This window comes from Curtobacterium sp. PsM8 (genome assembly GCF_030433875.1).
Classification (GTDB): Bacteria; Actinomycetota; Actinomycetes; order Actinomycetales; family Microbacteriaceae; genus Curtobacterium.
Map to the genome: position 1 here is coordinate 1 of NZ_JARUXD010000074.1, position 15,830 is coordinate 15,830.

Genomic DNA, 15,830 nt, shown 5'->3' on the forward strand with positions numbered 1-15,830 from the left:
GTGCGGGCTGGCACCGCGCCTCCCGTCCGACGGTCGGTCGGGTCAGGACACGATCGCGTCAGCGCGCGGAGACCGTGTGCTCCTTGCCGACCACTCCGACCACGGCGTCGTCGTAGGCGGCAGCGGCTTCCTTCGGTGACTGCTGCCCGGTCATCACCGACTCCATGGCGACCTGGATCGCGTTCGAGATCTGCGAGTAGTCACTCGTGGCGGGGCGGAAGTTCGTGTGCTCCACCAGGCCCGAGAAGAACTTGAACGTCGGGTTGGCGCCGGTGTACTCCGGGTCCTCGGCGACGTCCTTGCGGACCGCGATCTGGCTGTTCTCGGAGTCGTACTTCAGCGATCCGTCCTTGTTGAGGAAGGTCGTGATGAAGTCGAACGCCGCCTGCGGGTTCTTCGTCTTGGCGCCGACCGCCAGGGTCCAGCCACCGGACATGCTGTTGTAGCCGGGCTCCTGACCGTTCTGGGTCGGCATCGCGGCCTGGCCCATCACGTCGTTCCACTCGGACCACGGCGCGGTGCCGGACTTCAGCCACGTGCCGGACTGCCACGAACCGTCGAGGTCGATCGCGAGCTTGCCCTTCGGCAGCCACGTCTGCGCGATGGTGGTGCCGACGTTGGTGTCGAGCGCCTGCTGCGGTGTCGGGCCGAGGCCGCCCTGGTAGACGTCCTTCACGAACTGCAGCGAGTCCTGGAACTGCTTCGAGCCCGTGACCCACTTCTTGTCCTTGTAGAGCGTGTTGCCGGAGCCGTCCGCGCCGTACAGCAGCATCTCGAAGCCCTGCATCGTGGACGCTTCGCCCTGCGCCTTGCCCGAGTAGATGTTGAACGGGATGGTGTCCGGCGACTTCTGCTTGATGGTCTTCGCGGCGGCGAGCACGTCGTCCCAGGTCTTGGGCTGCCACGGAACGGGCAGGCCGACCTTCTTGAAGATGTCCTTGTTGTACCAGAGGGCCCGGGTGTCGGTGCCCATCGGGACGCCGTAGGTCTTGCCGTCCACGCCTTCACCGGCCTGCTTGGCGTTGTCGTAGAACTGGCTCCAGTCCTTCCACTTCGCCGTGTACTTGTCCAGCGGCAGGAGGTACCCGGCCTGGGCGTCGGCCTTGACCAGGAACGTGTCCTCGTACATGACGTCGGGGGCGGTGGCGGGCGCCTTGTTCATCAGCGCGAGCTTCGTGTAGTAGTCGTTGCCCTGGGCCTGGATCGGGACGAGCGTGACCGTCTTGCCCGGGTTGTCCTTCTCGTACTCCTTCTTGACGACCTTCATCTGGGCGTCGAGCTGCTGGAAGGCACCGTACTTCTGGTACGCGATCTTGATGGTGTCACTCGAGGCGGACCCCGAGCTCGAGCAGCCAGCGAGACCCACGGCGGCGACTGCCACGGCTGCGAGTCCGGCGATGATGCGGGTGCGTTTCATCGGTGCTCCTTTGCACGGGTGAAGGTCGCGGACTCCGTTGCCCGCGTTGCGCAGTTAGTCCACCGTATGGATTAAACGGTGTCAAGACATGCGCGCAAAGTGCGTCCGGTTCGTGACCTGTCCGGCGGGGGGGGTCGCGCCGCGGCGACCGCCCGCCGCCTGTTTCGCGCTGGGCGACAGTCCGCGGGCGGCGGCACGCGAGCCGTGTCGCTGGGTGCGAACTCGGCCCCGCGCCGACGCTCAGTGCGCGATGAGCATCGTGCTCGCCCGCGGCGACAGGGCCGCGTCGAGCACCAGGCAGGCCGCCCCGACCGCGGCGACGTCGGTCCCCCGGCGGCTCTCGACGACGGTGACCGGGTGCTTCGGCACGAGGATCGGCGAGCCGGTGATCGCCGCGGTGGCAGCCGGGAGGGCCGTGGCGCTGATCCGTGACCAGAACGGTCCGCCGAACACCACCCGGTCCAGGTCGAGCAGGTTCACGATGACGACGACGGCCCGCCCCATCACCGTCCCGATCTCGGCCGCGAGGGCCTGCGCCGCCGGGTCTCCGGCCGCGATCGCTGCGCCGAGGGCGTCCCACGCCCGGTCGACGGCCGCCAGGTCCACAGCGATGCTGTCGTCCGGCAGGCCCGCTCCGGACACCCCAGCCCCCGGCAGGCCGTCGCCGAGCATGATCCCCCGCTCGAGCGCGATCCGCACCAGCCGGTCGGGCATCACCGTCGCGCCGACCTCGCCGCGCGTCCCGTCCCCGTCGGCGGTGCCGGCGAGCGAGCCCTGGTCGACCATGATGTGCCCCGCATCGCCGGCGTTGGCGCCCGAGCCGCGGACGGGTTCGTGGTCGATGACGAGTCCGACGCCGAACCCGGTGCCGAAGTACACGAACGCGAAGTCCCGGGCCGCCGCACCCCGCTCGAGGAACATCTCGCCGACGGCCGCCGCGGTGACGTCCTTCTCGAGGAGCACCGGGTAGCCGGTCGCGTCGCCCAGGGCGTCGCGGAGCGCGACGTCCCGCCACCGAGGCAGGAACGGCGGGTCGAGCACGATGCCGGCGGCCGCGTCGATCGGCCCCGGCGACGCGATGCCGACCCCGAGCACGCTGTCCGGCGCGACCCCGGAGCGGCGGACCAGCCCGTCGACCGCGGCGGCCATCGTCCGGACGACCTGGTCCGGGTCCTCGGCGTTCGGGGTGGAGGTGGTCGCCTCGGCGACGAGCGCGCCCGCCAGGTCGAGCAGCACGTACGTGACGACCGCGGGGTCGACGTGGACCCCGACGGCGAACCGGCTGCGCGCCTCCAGTCGGAGGATCGTGCGCGGCTTGCCGCGGCCGGCCACGACCGTACCGGACTCGACGATCATGCCGGCGTCGATGAGGAAGCGGGTGACGTTCGAGACGGTCTGCGGGCTGAGGCCGGTGCGCGCGGCGAGCTCGACGCGGCTGAGGCCGTCACGGGACCGGCGGACGGCGTCGAGCACGACCGTGCGGTTGAACCCGCCCAACGACGGCAGGTTCGCCCCCCGCCGATGCTCCGCCATCTGGCGACCATACCGCCGGTGACATGCGCCGTGCGACGGTCACCGTGCGACACCGGCTGGACCCGCCGCTGGCTTCTCCCCGGCCTGCACCGTTAGCCTGACCGACATGACGGACCTCCGCCTCGAAGAACTCTCCGCAGCGACCGCCGCTGCGGCCAACTCGCTGACGCTGAAGCCGGGGCAGGAGCAGTTCGTCCAGCCCACCTCGTACGCGCAGGCCGAGTCGGACGTCAAGCCGAGCGCCTCCTGGCCCCGCGTCGTCCTCGACGGGGACGAGGTCGTGGGCCTCATCATCGGCAGCTTCGACGCCGAGAACGCGCAGGAGGAACTGCGCAGCTGCATCTGGCGCGTCAACGTCGCCGCGAACGCGCAGGGCCGCGGCGTCGGTCGCTTCGCCGTGCACGGCCTGGCGGAAGAGGCCCGGAAGCGCGGCTTCGAACGCCTCACCGTCGTCTACGAACCGGGCACCGGCAGCCCCGAGGCGTTCTTCGAGGCGATCGGCTTCACGGTCGTCGGCGAGACGCAGTACGGCGACCACTTCGCAGCCCTGACGCTGTAGTGCCGGAACCGGTCGACTTCGGGGCCGAGGTCGCCGCCGTCGTCCGGGCGATCCCGCCGGCGCACGTCATGACGTACGGCGACGTGGCCGCGGTGCTCGGGTCGCGTGCGTCCCGCGCGGTCGGCAAGGTGATGGCGCACGAGGGCGTCGACCTGCCGTGGTGGCGGGTCGTCCGTGCCGGCGGGCTGCCGCCCGTGCACCACGAGGCGCGCGCCCTCGAGCAGTACCGCGTCGAGGGCACGCCGCTGCGGTGGTCGCGGGACGGTGCGTCCTGGAGGCTCGACATGCCCCGGGCGCGCTGGTCGCCGACCGTGGACGGCTAGCGCTTCCGCGTCGTCGCCGCCGCGGCGCCGGGCTGCAGGTCGAACCGCGTGCCCTTCGGGTTCGACGGCAGCACGAACATGACGAACAGCACGAGCGACCCGATGCCCGGCAGCACGTGCAGGAACTGCCAGAACCCGGACCGGTTCGCGTCGTGCAGTCGGCGCGCACCGAGGGCGAGCCCGCCGATCAGGGTGACGACGGCCCAGAGCACGAACAGGTACGAGCCGACCGGGTTCTCGAGCAGCGGGGCGTCCGGGGTGAACGCCTGCGGCACGAGCTGCAGCACCAGGCCGATCGCGAACGACGTCAGCCACCACCACCAGAACTCGGAGCGCGAGGCCCGGCCGGTGAACACGGTGTACTTCCGCCAGAACCGTCGGACGGCCTCCGTGAAGGGTGCCCCGACGAAGGGGTCGCGCAGGGCGACACCGCCCGGCTGCACGTCGTCGGGCTGTCCGTCGCTGTGGCTCATCCCCCAAGCATCGCACCCCGGAACGCACATCGCGCCCCGTCAGGACGGGGCGCGATGTGCGCGTGGGACGGGCGGGACGACTAGACCAGCGAGTCCCGCCAGGCGGCGTGCAGCTGGGCGAACCGTCCCGTGCCGGCGATGAGGTCGGCGGGCGTGCCGTCCTCGACGATCCGGCCGTACTCCATCACGAGCACCCGGTGGGCGATCGCCACGGTGGACAGCCGGTGCGCGATGATCACCGCGGTGCGGTCGGCGAGCAGGGTCTCGAGGCCCTCCTGCACCAGACGCTCCGACGGGATGTCGAGCGACGCCGTGGCCTCGTCGAGGATGAGCACCTTCGGGTCGGCCAGGAACGCCCGGGCGAACGACAGCAGCTGACGCTGCCCGGCCGACACGCGGCCACCCCGCTTGTTCACGTCGGTGTCGTACCCGTCCGGCAGCGCCATGATGAACTCGTGCGCGCCGACGGCCTTCGCCGCCGACTCGATGTCCGCGCGCGAGGCACCGGGCCGGCCGAGCTCGATGTTGTCCGCGACCGAGCCGGAGAACAGGTACGCCTCCTGCGTCACCATGACGATGGCGCGACGCATGTCCTTCGGGTCGAGGTCCCGCAGGTCGACGCCGTCGAGCGTCACGGTGCCGGAGGTCGGGTCGTAGAACCGGGCCATCAGCTTCGCGAGCGTCGACTTGCCGGCGCCGGTGGACCCGACGAGCGCGATGGTCTGCCCGGACGGGATGTGCAGGTCGAACTCCGGCAGCACCACCCGGTCGGCCGTGTACGCGAACTCCACGTGGTCGAAGTCGATCCGGCCGCGGGCGTCCGGCAGCTTCGTCGGCTTCGCGGGGTCCGGCACGCTCGGCCGCTCCTCGAGGACGCCGGAGATCTTCTCCATCGCCGCCGAGGCCGACTGGTAGCTGTTGTAGAACATCGCGAGTTCCTGCGCCGGGTCGAAGAACCGCTTGGCGTACAGCGCGACCGCGAGCAGCGCGCCGATCTCCAGCGAGCCGCCGACGACCCGGAAGCCGCCGACGATGACGACGGCCGCCAGGGTGGCGTTGCCGATGAGCACCAGGCCCGGGTCGAAGATCCCGAACAGGTTGAACACCCGGGCGTTGGCCTGCCGGTTCAGCTCGACCTGCTCGCCGTACTCGGTCTCGTTGCGGGACTCCTTGCGGAAGGCCTGCACCGCGCGGATGCCGGTCATCGTCTCGACGAAGTGCACGATCACACGGGCGCTGGTGGTGCGGGTGGAGCGGAACAGCTGCTGCGAGCGCTGCTGGAACCACCGGGTCAGGAACCACAGCGGCACCAGGGCGATCGCGAGCACCAGGCCCGAGGTCGGGTCGAGGAACACCAGCGCCACCGCGGTGAACACCATGTACAGCACGCCCTGGATGAGCTGGTTCAGGCCGGAGTCGAGCAGCTCGCGGATGGAGTCCAGGTCGCTGGTCTGGCGCGAGATGATCCGCCCGGACGTGTACGTCTCGTGGAACTCCAGCGACAGCCGCTGCGTGTGCAGGAACACCCGCTTGCGGAGGTCGAACAGGATCGCCTGGCTGATCCGCGCCGCCAGCACCGTGTACCAGGCGGTGAGGACCGCACCGACGATCGCGATCGTGATGTACAGCCCGACGACGAGGAACGCCGGCATCCAGTCGTCGCGGTCGAGCACGGCGGGCAGGGCGTTGTCGATGCCCCACGCGATGAGCGTCGGGCCGGCGACCTGTCCACCGGTGGAGAGCACCACGACGACGGCGATGCCCCACAGCCGGGCCTTGAGCGGTGCCGCGAGCGAGCGGAGCAGCGACAGCGACCGGCCGCGCAGGCGACGACTCTCGGCCTTCGTGAAGTCCTCGCGCTCCTCGCCGCGGGTGCCGTGCACGGTGATGGACGCGGTGACCGGGGCTGCTGCCTCGGCCGCCTGCGTGCCGGTGCCGACCTGCGCGATCGGCACCGCGCCTGCCGGCTCCTGGTCGACGGTCAGGGGCACGTCGTGGTCGGTCTCGTTGCTCATGCCATCGCCTCCTCTCGGTCCTCGGCGTCGTCGTCGTCGAGCGACGAGATGACGAAGCGGTAGTGCTCGTTGGTGGCCATCAGCTCCGAGTGGGTGCCGACGGCGGTGACGCGCCCGTTCTCCATGAGTGCCACGCGGTCGGCGAGGGTCACGGTGGACGGACGGTGGGCGACGATGAGCGAGGTCGTCTCGGCGAGGACCCGGCGGAGCCCGGCCTCGACGCGTGCCTCGGTGTCGACGTCGAGCGCGGACAGCGGGTCGTCGAGGACGAGCACGCTCGGCCGCGCGGCGATCGCCCGGGCGAGTGCCAGACGCTGCCGCTGGCCGCCGGAGAGGGACAGTCCCTCTTCGCCGACGCGGGTGTCCACGCCGTCGGGCAGGTCGTCGACGAAGGCCGCCTGGGCGATGTCGAGCGCCTCGCGCATCACCCGGTCGGCCTCGGCACCGGACAGGTCAGGCCGGCCGAGCAGGACGTTGTCGCGGACGCTGGACGAGAACAGCGTGGCGTCCTCGAACGCGACCCCGACGTGCCGGCGGAGTTCGGCGCGGGTGAGGTCGCGGACGTCGACGCCGTCGATCGTCACCGATCCCCCGGTCACGTCGTACAGCCGCGGGACGAGCGAGAGCAGCGTCGTCTTGCCGGAACCGGTGAGCCCGACCAGCGCCATCGTCTCGCCCGGTCGGAGCTGCAGCTCGACGCCGTTCACCAGGTCGGGGAACTGCGGCGGGGAGTCCTGGTAGCGGAAGTGCGTCGCGTTGAACGACAGCGCACCGCGCGGTTCGGTGATGGTCTTCGGCGATGCCGGGTCGGTGATCGTGTTCTCGGAGTCCATCACCTCGAAGAACCGGTCGACGGCGGTCCGGGTGTCGAAGGTCATCGACAGGAAGAACCCGATCGACTCGATCGGGAAGCGCAGCACGGTCGCCGTCGCGAAGAACGCGAACAGCTGGCCGACGCTCAGCTCCCCCTGGCTGGCGAGCCAGATGCCTGCGAGCAGACAGAGCGCGAACGCCACGTCCGGCACGAGCAGCAGCCAGAACCAGATCGCCGCGATCGCCTTCGCCTTCTCGATCTCGGTGCCGCGCAGCTGCTCGGCCTGCTCGGCGAACTCGTCGAGCTTGTACCGACCACGGCCGAACGCCTTGAGCACGCGGATGCCGTGCACCGACTGCTCGACGCTGGTGGCGAGGTCGCCGACCTGATCCTGGCTGCGGCGCGCGACGATGGAGTACTTCCGCTCGAACAGGACGCTGTTCACCCAGACCGGGATCGAGGCGACCAGGAAGATCAGCCCGAGCTGCCAGCCGAAGGTGAACAGCACGCCGAAGCCGATGACGATCGTGACGACGTTGACGACCAGCAGCACGATGCCGAAGGCCAACCAGCGGCGGATCAGCGACAGGTCGGACACCGAGCGGGACAGCAGCTGCCCGGACTCCCACCGGTCGTGGAACGCGACGGGCAGGTCCTGCAGCTTGGCGTACAGCGCGTTGCGCATGATCGCCTCGATGCGGGTCGACGGTCGCATGACCATCTTCCGGCGGGAGGCGATGAAGAACGCCTCGAGGATGCCGAGCGCCAGCACGCCGAGCCCGGCGGGCCAGATGCGGCTGCCGTCACCGGACGCGAGCGGTCCGTCGACGAGTGCCTGCAGCACGTAGGGGATGACGAGCGCGACGACGGAGGCGCCGAGCGCTGCCAGCATCCCGCCGAACAGCCGCCATCGGTACGGCTTGACGTAGGGCCAGATGCGCGCGATGGCGCGGGCGGTGGATGGGCGCGCCGGTGTCGGCGCCGGTTCCCGGTGGGGTACCTGGGACATGCGTGTGCGTCCTCGTGCTTCGTACGGGCGCCGGTCCGGTCAGGTTGCGGCTGACCGGACGGGAGGCCCGGGGTGCGTTGCGTGGTCTGGTCGGCCCGGTGCCCGCTCGGGGTCCGCCGCGGGGGACGCGGAGACCCTCGGGTTGCGTCGACGCCGCTGGTACGGCGTCGCCCGTGGGGCGGGTGGGGCCGGTCGTGCGCCTAGGCGGACGGCGGTGTCGGGACGCCGGGAGCGGCCGTGCCGGTGGACGTCGATCGTGTCCGGGCAGCCGTTGCGGTGGTGCCGGTCATCGTGTCCATCGTCACTCCAGTCTCGTCGTCGTCACCGTCGTGCCCGCGGTGCTGCCGACCTGAGAAGTCGTCAGCGATGAGGTCGCGGAGCCTTGCAGACTATCGGCACGGACTTCCAGGGCGCAACCAGGAACACGTGCAGGTTGCACCCCGGTCGCTCCCGGGTCGGACCGGACTCAGTGGAAGAAGTGGCGCTCGCCCGTGAAGTACATCGTCACGCCGGCCGCCGTCGCCGCCTGGATGACCTCGTCGTCGCGGACACTGCCACCGGGCTGGGCGACCGCGCGGACGCCCGCGTCGAGGAGCACCTGCAGGCCGTCGGCGAACGGGAAGAACGCGTCCGAGGCTGCGACCGAACCGGCAGCGCGGTCCCCGGCACGGTTCACCGCGAGGTGGCACGAGTCGACCCGATTGACCTGCCCCATGCCGACCCCGACGCTCGCGCCTTGGTTCGCCAGCAGGATCGCGTTCGACTTCACCGCACGGCTGGCCTTCCACGCGAACGCCAGGTCCGCCAGGGTCTGCTCGTCGGCGGGCTCGCCGGAGACCAGCGTCCAGCTCGACTGGTCGAACGTGGTGAAGCGGTCGGCGTCCTGCACCAGGAAGCCGCCGGAGATCTGCTTGACCTCCTGCTCGGCCAGCGCGAAGTCGCTCGGCAGCGTCAGCAGGCGGATGTTCTTCTTGCGGGACAGGACCTCGAGCGCCTCCGGGTCGAAGGCGGGGGCGACGACGACCTCGGTGAAGATGTCGGCGACCGTCTCGGCCATGCCGCGGGTGACCGTGCGGTTCGCCGCGATGACCCCGCCGAACGCCGAGAGGGGGTCGCACGCGTGGGCGGCGGCGTGGGCCGAGGCGATCGGGTCGCCGGCGTCGGGAGCCGCGACCGCGATGCCGCAGGGGTTCGCGTGCTTGATGATCGCGACGGCCGGCTCGGTGAAGTCGTACGCGGCACGGACGGCGGCGTCCGCGTCGACGTAGTTGTTGTACGACATCTCCTTGCCGTGCAGCTGCGTCGCCTGGGCGATCCCGGTGCCGTCCGTGCTCGTGTAGAGCGCGGCGGACTGGTGGGCGTTCTCGCCGTAGCGGAGCGTCGCGGCGTGGTCGGCGGAGAACGTGAGGTGCGTCGGGAACGCGCTGGGGGCCTCCTGGCCGGCGTCGGTGGCCGGAGCGGACGGGGTCGACGGGGTCGACGGGGCGACGACCTCGGACGCGAAGTAGCTGGCCACCGCGGTGTCGTACGCCGCCGTGTGGCCGAAGGCCTGCGCCGCGAGACGCTTGCGCAGCTCGAGCGTCGTGCCGCCGGCCCGGACCGCCTCGACGACCTCGGCGTAGGACGACGGCGACACCACGATCGCGACGTTCGGGTGGTTCTTCGCCGAGGCACGGACCATCGCCGGCCCGCCGATGTCGACGTTCTCGACCACGGTGGCGGTGTCCGCTCCGGAGGCGACCGTCTCGACGAACGGGTACAGGTTCACCACGACCAGCTCGAACGGGGCGATGCCGAGGTCGGCGAGCTGCTGCTCGTGCGACTCGAGCCGCAGGTCGGCGAGGAGGCCCGCGTGCACGGCCGGGTGCAGGGTCTTCACGCGCCCGTCGAGCGACTCCGGGAAGCCCGTGACGCTCGCGACGTCGGTGACGGCGTACCCGGCGTCACGGATGGTCTGCGCGGTCGAACCGGTCGAGACGAGTTCGACACCGGCATCGGCGAGGGCGCCGGCGAGCTCGAGCAGCCCCGACTTGTCGCTCACCGAGACGAGGGCTCGGCGCACGGGCACGACGTCCCGGTCGCGGTACAGGCTGGGGTCGGCGGCGTGCACGCTCATGCGGGGGTGGTGCCCTTCAGGTCGATGTGTCCGTTGGCGATGTCGAGGACGGTCTGGATGAGCAGCCGGCGTTCGACGGGCTTGATGCGGTCGTGCAGGGTCGACTCGGTGTCGCCGGGCAGGACCGGGATGCGCTCCTGCGCCAGGATCGGACCGCTGTCGACGCCGTCGTCGACCGCGATGACGCTCGCGCCGGTCTCGGTGACGCCGGCGGCCAGGGCGTCCCGGACGCCGTGCGCGCCGGGGAACTCCGGCAGGTACGCGGGGTGGGTGTTGATGACCGACGGGCCGAACTCGGCGACGACGGCGGGCGGCAGCAGGCGCATCAGGCCGGACAGGACCAGCAGGTCCGGTGTCCACGGGCGGATCTGCTCGGCGAGCGCCGCACCCCACTCGGCGCGGGTGGCGTACCGGGTGAAGGGGACCGTGAAGGTCGGGATCGAGTACTCCTCGCCGAGCTGCAGACCTTCGGCGTCGCGGTCCGCCCCGATCGCGACGACGCGGGCGGGGTACTCGGCATCGCGGGTCGCCTCGAGCAGGGCTCGGAGGTTCGACCCGGTACCGGAGATCAGGACGACCAGTTCGAGCACGGGGACAAGCCTAGCGGGGCGGGGTGCTGCACTGCGTTCCTCGACGACGGGCAGTGCCGGACCCGGAACGGTCCGGCACTGCCCGGGCGCACGTCCGCTCAGAACTCCCAGGTGACGGTGTCCGGGGACGAGGTCTTGCCGTTGAACGTCTGGAACGACGACTGCGGGTTCGATCCGGCGCGGAAACGCACCGGGACCTCCGCCGTGCCGTACCGGTCGGCGACGGCGGTGGTCGTCACGCCGTTGGTCGTGACGGAGACCGTCGCACCGGGCAGCGCCTCGAACTCGAGCACGTGGTCGAACCGTCCGGCCTCCACCTGAGCGGCGATCCGCTCGATCTGTCGTTCACTCGTCTTGTCGATGGCCTGCGGCACGGCTGCCTGTCCGAAGTCGACGTGCACCGGGACGACCGGGGCACCGCCGGTCGTCGTGATGCCGAAGTCTTCCGCGTCCAAGCCGGTGCCCTTCACCAGGAACCGCCCGGGACGGCTCGGCGAGGACCAGTCGGACGACTGCACGACGTCCACGTCCTTGCCGTCCTGCACCAGCTTCAGGTTCGTGATCCGGTCGACGTCCACCACGATCAGGACGGACCGGGGATTGGGCACGACCGTCACGTTCGTGACCGGCGAGGTCGTCTCCGCCCCGGGCTGGCCGGGTGCGGAGGACGAGGCGGTCGAGACGGGAGTGGCCTGCGCGGCGACGGGTGCGAGCACCAGGCCGGCGCCGACGAGCGCGGTGGCGCCGGCGACCAGGAGTCGGGATCGATTCATGGGATGTCCTGTTCTGCGAGGGGAACGACTCGGAGCGAGCCGAGGTGATCCTCCAGAACAGCACTGACAACATCCGGTATGTGATGTTTGTCTTCGACCTCAGGCGGGGTCGTCACCTTTCGGCTTCCGCCACCAGGGCAACTCGTCCTCCGGGATCTGGTCCGTCGTGTCCCAGGGGGTCGTCCGCGGCGCGGGTCGTGTCGTCGGTTCCGGATTGATGTCGTCGCGACCCGCGACGAACTCCTCGGTGCTCCAGGGGAACGCCGGCTGCTCGTCGGTCCGCGGGACGGGAGGCGTCTCCCGCGGCTCCGCAGGACCCGCTGCGGCCTCGACGGACGAGTGGTCCGCCGAGCGGCCGGCGGTGCCGGCCCCGGCGCCGGCACCGCCGGCACGGTGACGCAGGTCGTCCGCCCGGTCACGGAGCCCGCCAGCACGGTCGCGCAGGTCGCCCGCGCGGTCACGGGCACCGGACGCCGCGGCACGGAGCCGTGCCCGGACGCTGCCGACGGCGTCACCGGCCCGCGTGCCCAGCCCGTGCGCGCCCGGCGCGTGGGTGTCCTGGTCCGCCGCAGCGGCCGGCCGGTCCGACAGGCGCTCGGCCGCAACGGCATCGGTCCGGGCCCAGTCGGGGAGGTCGACGTCGGTCACGGCGGGGTCGACGGGGTCGGACTCGGGCGGGGTCGCCGTCGGCTCGGCAGCTCGCTCGGTCTCGGCGCGCTCCGGGGACCCCGACACGCGCCGATCGTGGTCCGTCCCCGCCTGCGCCGTCGTCACGGCGTCGTGCTGCTCGTCGACCGAGAAGCGGTGCACCTCGGTGGTCCGCCCGGCTCCGGCGGACTCGAGCGCAGCGATCAACGAGCCGCCCTCCGTGGTCGCGTCGGCGGCGGCGAGGTCGTCCTCGGTCTCGTGCCACCGCTCCCCGATCCACGACCGCTCGGGCAGACGCACCAGGTCGCTGCCGATCGCGAGTGCGACGACGGCGGGCAGGCCGATCTCGAGCGCCGCGAAGGCCCCGACCGACCAGGCGTGCGGCCCGACCTCGGCGAGACGCCCGGGCCCGACGGACCCCGAGGACAGCCAGGCGATCCCGCCGATGACGATGCCGGCGACGAGTCCGGTCGCGACGCCGCCGAGGGCCCGGTACAGCGCGGAGTCCGCCGTGCCGAGCAACCGCACCAGACGCGGCCGCATCAGCCCGCCCACCGCGAAGCCCGCGACGACGGGGACCAGGATCCAGACCAGACCGAACGTGTGCCCGGAGGTCGGCAGCGCCCCGAGGACGGGGATCGCCGGCACCGGGCCGAGGGCCGTGCCGATCGGCGACACGGCCGAACCGGCGCCGATGGCGAAGCCCGGACCGACCAGCCAGGCGGTGGCCCAGGCGACGAAGTCGGGGATGAACGCGAGCTGCCCGACGGTCAGGGTGAACCCGCCGACCAGCCCGGCGTGCGAGCGCTCGTAGAGGGTGATGACCTCGGCGAAGGACACCAGCAGCACCAGGCCGACGAGCACCGCGGCGACCGCCACGACGCACGCGGTCGCGACCGTTCCGGCGCGCAGGCCGAACCCGACGACGACCCGCCACACGCCGGGGATCCGGTCCACCAGGGCGACGACCCGCGCGGTGACCGGGTCGGCGGCGAGGCCTCGGCGGCGGCGGCAGACCTCGGCGGAGACGACAGCGGGGATCCCGAACCAGAGTGCCGGGGAGACCACGGCCTGCCAGGTGGTGGGGTGGGTGGCCGCGGTGGTGGAGCTCAGCGCGACCAGCAGTCCGAGGACGGCGACGGCGACGGTGCCGACCAGGATCCCGGTCACCCGGTGCTCGGTCTCGGCGAAGCGGCGTCCGGCACGGGCCCCGAGCCAGGCGGTGACGACGGCGAACCCGAGGGCGGCGAGGCTCACCCCGATCGGTGCGGAGGCTCCGGACAACCCGGTCGCCTTCGCGGCGGCGGCGCCCAGGCTGAACGACACGTCGACGCCGTGCCCGATAAGCCAGACGTTGCCGGCGGCGGTCCAGAACACGTCCCAGTCGACCTGCAGCCCGTACTCGAACGCCCACAGCAGGGTGAGCGGGACGAGTGCGATGCCCACGCCGACGCCGACCGTCACGATCGCTTCGATCACGGCGAGCAGAGCGGTTCCCAGGCGGTTCATCGCAGCGAGGATACGGCCGCCACCTCCGCGCTGGCCGGTGCCGCGCGGCTCCGGCGGAGACCCGCCGACGGAACGACGGGAGGGGGGGGGGGGGGGCCCCCGCCCCCCCCCCCCCCCCCCCCGACCGGTCAAGACGCCCCGTCTGCGCCTCGCCGAGCGGCCACGTTTCGTCGTTCCGGGGGCGTGGGAGCGACGTTTCGTGACCGCTCGGCGTGGAGTGCGCGGGCGTGGCGGGCCGACGGAAGGCCCGTGGCGGGGCGGCACCGCGCCTCCCGGACGTTCAGCGGGACGACACACGACCGTAACCGCCGGAACAGGCGTGTCGCTGGTGCCGTTCGTCCGCGCGTCGTAGCTTGGCGACATCGGGCAACGCGCCCGATCGGAGCGGCCACGGTCGGTGCTCCGGGACCGCTCCAGTGGCCGCGTCGAAGGACATGACCGGGCCGAGCGCGGCCCGGGGATGGAGTGGTCGTGACTTCTCAGAACGTCTCTCGCGGAACGTCTTCCACCTCGCCGCAGCCCACCGTTGCGAGCAGCCGGGCCGCGGACTCGTCCACGCCGGTCGCCCAGCGCACGTACGTGCTGGACACGTCGGTGCTGCTCAGCGATCCGCGCGCACTGTTCCGGTTCGACGAGCACGCGGTGGTCCTGCCCGTCGTGGTCGTCAGCGAACTCGAGTCGAAGCGCAACGACCCGGAGATCGGGTACTTCGCCCGGCAGGCACTGCGGATCCTCGACGAGCTGCGCATCGAACACGAACGCCTCGACTTCCCGATCGCGGTCGGTGACGGCGGCTCCCTGCGCGTCGAACTGAACCACTCCAACCAGTCCGTGCTGCCCTCGGGTCTGCAACTCGGTGACAACGACTCGCGGATCCTGGCCGTGGCGTCGAACCTGGCGAACGACGGCCTCGACGTGGTCGTCGTGTCGAAGGACCTGCCGCTCCGCGTGAAGGCCGCGTCGATCGGCCTCGCCGCGCAGGAGTACCGCGCCGAACTCGCCGTCGACAGCGGCTACACGGGCATCACGACCCTGCAGGTGTCCGGGGACGAGGTCGCCGACCTCTACGAGAAGGAGGAGATCCGCACCCCGGAACTCGACGGCGTCCCCGTCAACACCGGCGTCGTCATCCACTCCGAACGCGGCTCGGCGCTCGGCCGCGTGCACGCCGCCGGCGCGGTGTCGCTCGTGCGTGGCGACCGCGAGGTCTTCGGCCTCCGCGGCCGCTCCGCCGAACAGCGCCTGGCGATCGACGCGCTGCTCGACCCAGAGATCGGCATCGTCTCGCTCGGTGGCAGCGCCGGCACCGGCAAGTCGGCGCTCGCCCTGTGCGCCGGACTCGAGGCCGTCCTGGAACGCCAGCAGCACAAGAAGATCATGGTGTTCCGCCCGCTCTACGCCGTCGGTGGGCAGGAACTCGGGTTCCTGCCGGGCGACGCCTCGGAGAAGATGAACCCGTGGGCGCAGGCGGTGTTCGACACGCTCGGCGCGCTGGTCTCGGAGAACGTCCTGGACGAGGTCGTCGAACGCGGCATCCTCGAGGTCCTGCCCCTCACCCACATCCGCGGACGCTCCCTGCACGACGCGTTCGTCATCGTCGACGAGGCGCAGTCACTCGAACGCAACGTCCTGCTCACGATGCTGTCGCGCATCGGGCAGAACTCCCGCGTGGTGCTCACCCACGATGTCGCGCAGCGCGACAACCTGCGGGTCGGTCGGCACGACGGGGTCGCCTCGGTGATCGAGCGGCTCAAGGGGCACCCGCTGTTCGCCCACGTGACGCTGACGCGGTCGGAGCGGTCGGCGATCGCGGCGCTCGTGACGGAGATGCTGGACTCGCCGGACCTCGCGTAGCGGGGCGGCGGCCGGCGGCGCGCGGCCGGCGGCCGGCCCGGCCGGCCGGTGTCGGCCGGACAGGCACAACGGAAACCGCTCCGAACCAGGGGATGCCGTGGTTCGAGGCGGTTTCCGATGTGCGCACCCGCTTCGCGCCGGGGCGCGGTGGGCGACCGGCCGACGGACGGGAGGCGCGGTGCGGGCCGGTGCCGCGC

12 protein-coding genes are annotated in these 15,830 nt (G+C 71.7%); 3 read left to right on the plus strand and 9 right to left on the minus strand.

Going from position 1 to position 15,830, the window contains the following annotated elements:
• Window positions 1-58: 58 nt before the first annotated feature.
• Window positions 59-1,417 (minus strand): extracellular solute-binding protein, encoded by a 1,359-nt coding sequence (locus QCD68_RS14560; RefSeq protein ID WP_253465030.1) that lies wholly within the window; start codon window positions 1,415-1,417, stop codon window positions 59-61.
• Window positions 1,418-1,657: 240 nt separating this feature from the next.
• On the minus strand, window positions 1,658-2,950 hold the full coding sequence (locus QCD68_RS14565) for an ROK family transcriptional regulator (RefSeq protein ID WP_301223535.1): 1,293 nt from the start codon (window positions 2,948-2,950) through the stop codon (window positions 1,658-1,660).
• Between the two features lie 106 nt (window positions 2,951-3,056).
• Between QCD68_RS14565 and QCD68_RS14570 the strand changes: the two genes are divergently transcribed.
• Window positions 3,057-3,509 carry a GNAT family N-acetyltransferase gene (locus tag QCD68_RS14570; RefSeq protein ID WP_110903587.1) on the plus strand — a complete coding sequence of 151 codons (453 nt, stop codon included), beginning with the start codon at window positions 3,057-3,059 and terminating at the stop codon, window positions 3,507-3,509.
• Window positions 3,509-3,832: an MGMT family protein gene (locus QCD68_RS14575; protein WP_301223536.1), complete on the plus strand. Its 324-nt coding sequence runs from the start codon at window positions 3,509-3,511 to the stop codon at window positions 3,830-3,832. Before QCD68_RS14570 ends, QCD68_RS14575 begins: the two co-directional genes overlap by 1 nt.
• Here QCD68_RS14575 and QCD68_RS14580 read toward each other — a convergent pair.
• From QCD68_RS14580 to QCD68_RS14610, 7 genes are all read right to left on the minus strand, one after another.
• Window positions 3,829-4,305, minus strand: a complete 477-nt coding sequence (locus QCD68_RS14580) for a DUF805 domain-containing protein (protein WP_301223537.1) — start codon at window positions 4,303-4,305, stop codon at window positions 3,829-3,831. The genes QCD68_RS14575 and QCD68_RS14580 overlap by 4 nt on opposite strands.
• Window positions 4,306-4,385: 80 nt before the next feature.
• The gene (locus QCD68_RS14585) at window positions 4,386-6,194 is read right to left on the minus strand and encodes an ABC transporter ATP-binding protein (RefSeq protein ID WP_301223543.1); all 1,809 of its coding nucleotides are present in this window, start codon (window positions 6,192-6,194) and stop codon (window positions 4,386-4,388) included.
• Between the two features lie 122 nt (window positions 6,195-6,316).
• On the minus strand, window positions 6,317-8,143 hold the full coding sequence (locus QCD68_RS14590; RefSeq protein ID WP_301223538.1) for an ABC transporter ATP-binding protein: 1,827 nt from the start codon (window positions 8,141-8,143) through the stop codon (window positions 6,317-6,319).
• 466 nt (window positions 8,144-8,609) lie between these two features.
• Window positions 8,610-10,259, minus strand: coding sequence for a bifunctional phosphoribosylaminoimidazolecarboxamide formyltransferase/IMP cyclohydrolase (gene purH / locus QCD68_RS14595; RefSeq protein ID WP_301223539.1), 1,650 nt, complete (start codon window positions 10,257-10,259; stop codon window positions 8,610-8,612).
• A complete protein-coding gene (purN, locus tag QCD68_RS14600; RefSeq protein WP_166780317.1) occupies window positions 10,256-10,849 on the minus strand; it encodes a phosphoribosylglycinamide formyltransferase in 594 nt (197 codons plus the stop codon). The genes purH and purN overlap by 4 nt, the downstream gene beginning before the upstream one ends.
• 98 nt (window positions 10,850-10,947) lie before the next feature.
• On the minus strand, window positions 10,948-11,622 hold the full coding sequence (locus QCD68_RS14605) for a hypothetical protein (protein ID WP_301223540.1): 675 nt from the start codon (window positions 11,620-11,622) through the stop codon (window positions 10,948-10,950).
• 99 nt (window positions 11,623-11,721) lie between these two features.
• Window positions 11,722-13,779, minus strand: a complete 2,058-nt coding sequence (locus tag QCD68_RS14610; protein ID WP_301223541.1) for a cell division protein PerM — start codon at window positions 13,777-13,779, stop codon at window positions 11,722-11,724.
• Between the two features lie 465 nt (window positions 13,780-14,244).
• On the opposite strand from QCD68_RS14610, the gene QCD68_RS14615 reads away from it, so the two are divergent.
• Window positions 14,245-15,633: a PhoH family protein gene (locus QCD68_RS14615; RefSeq protein WP_441005193.1), complete on the plus strand. Its 1,389-nt coding sequence runs from the start codon at window positions 14,245-14,247 to the stop codon at window positions 15,631-15,633.
• Window positions 15,634-15,830: the final 197 nt, after the last annotated feature.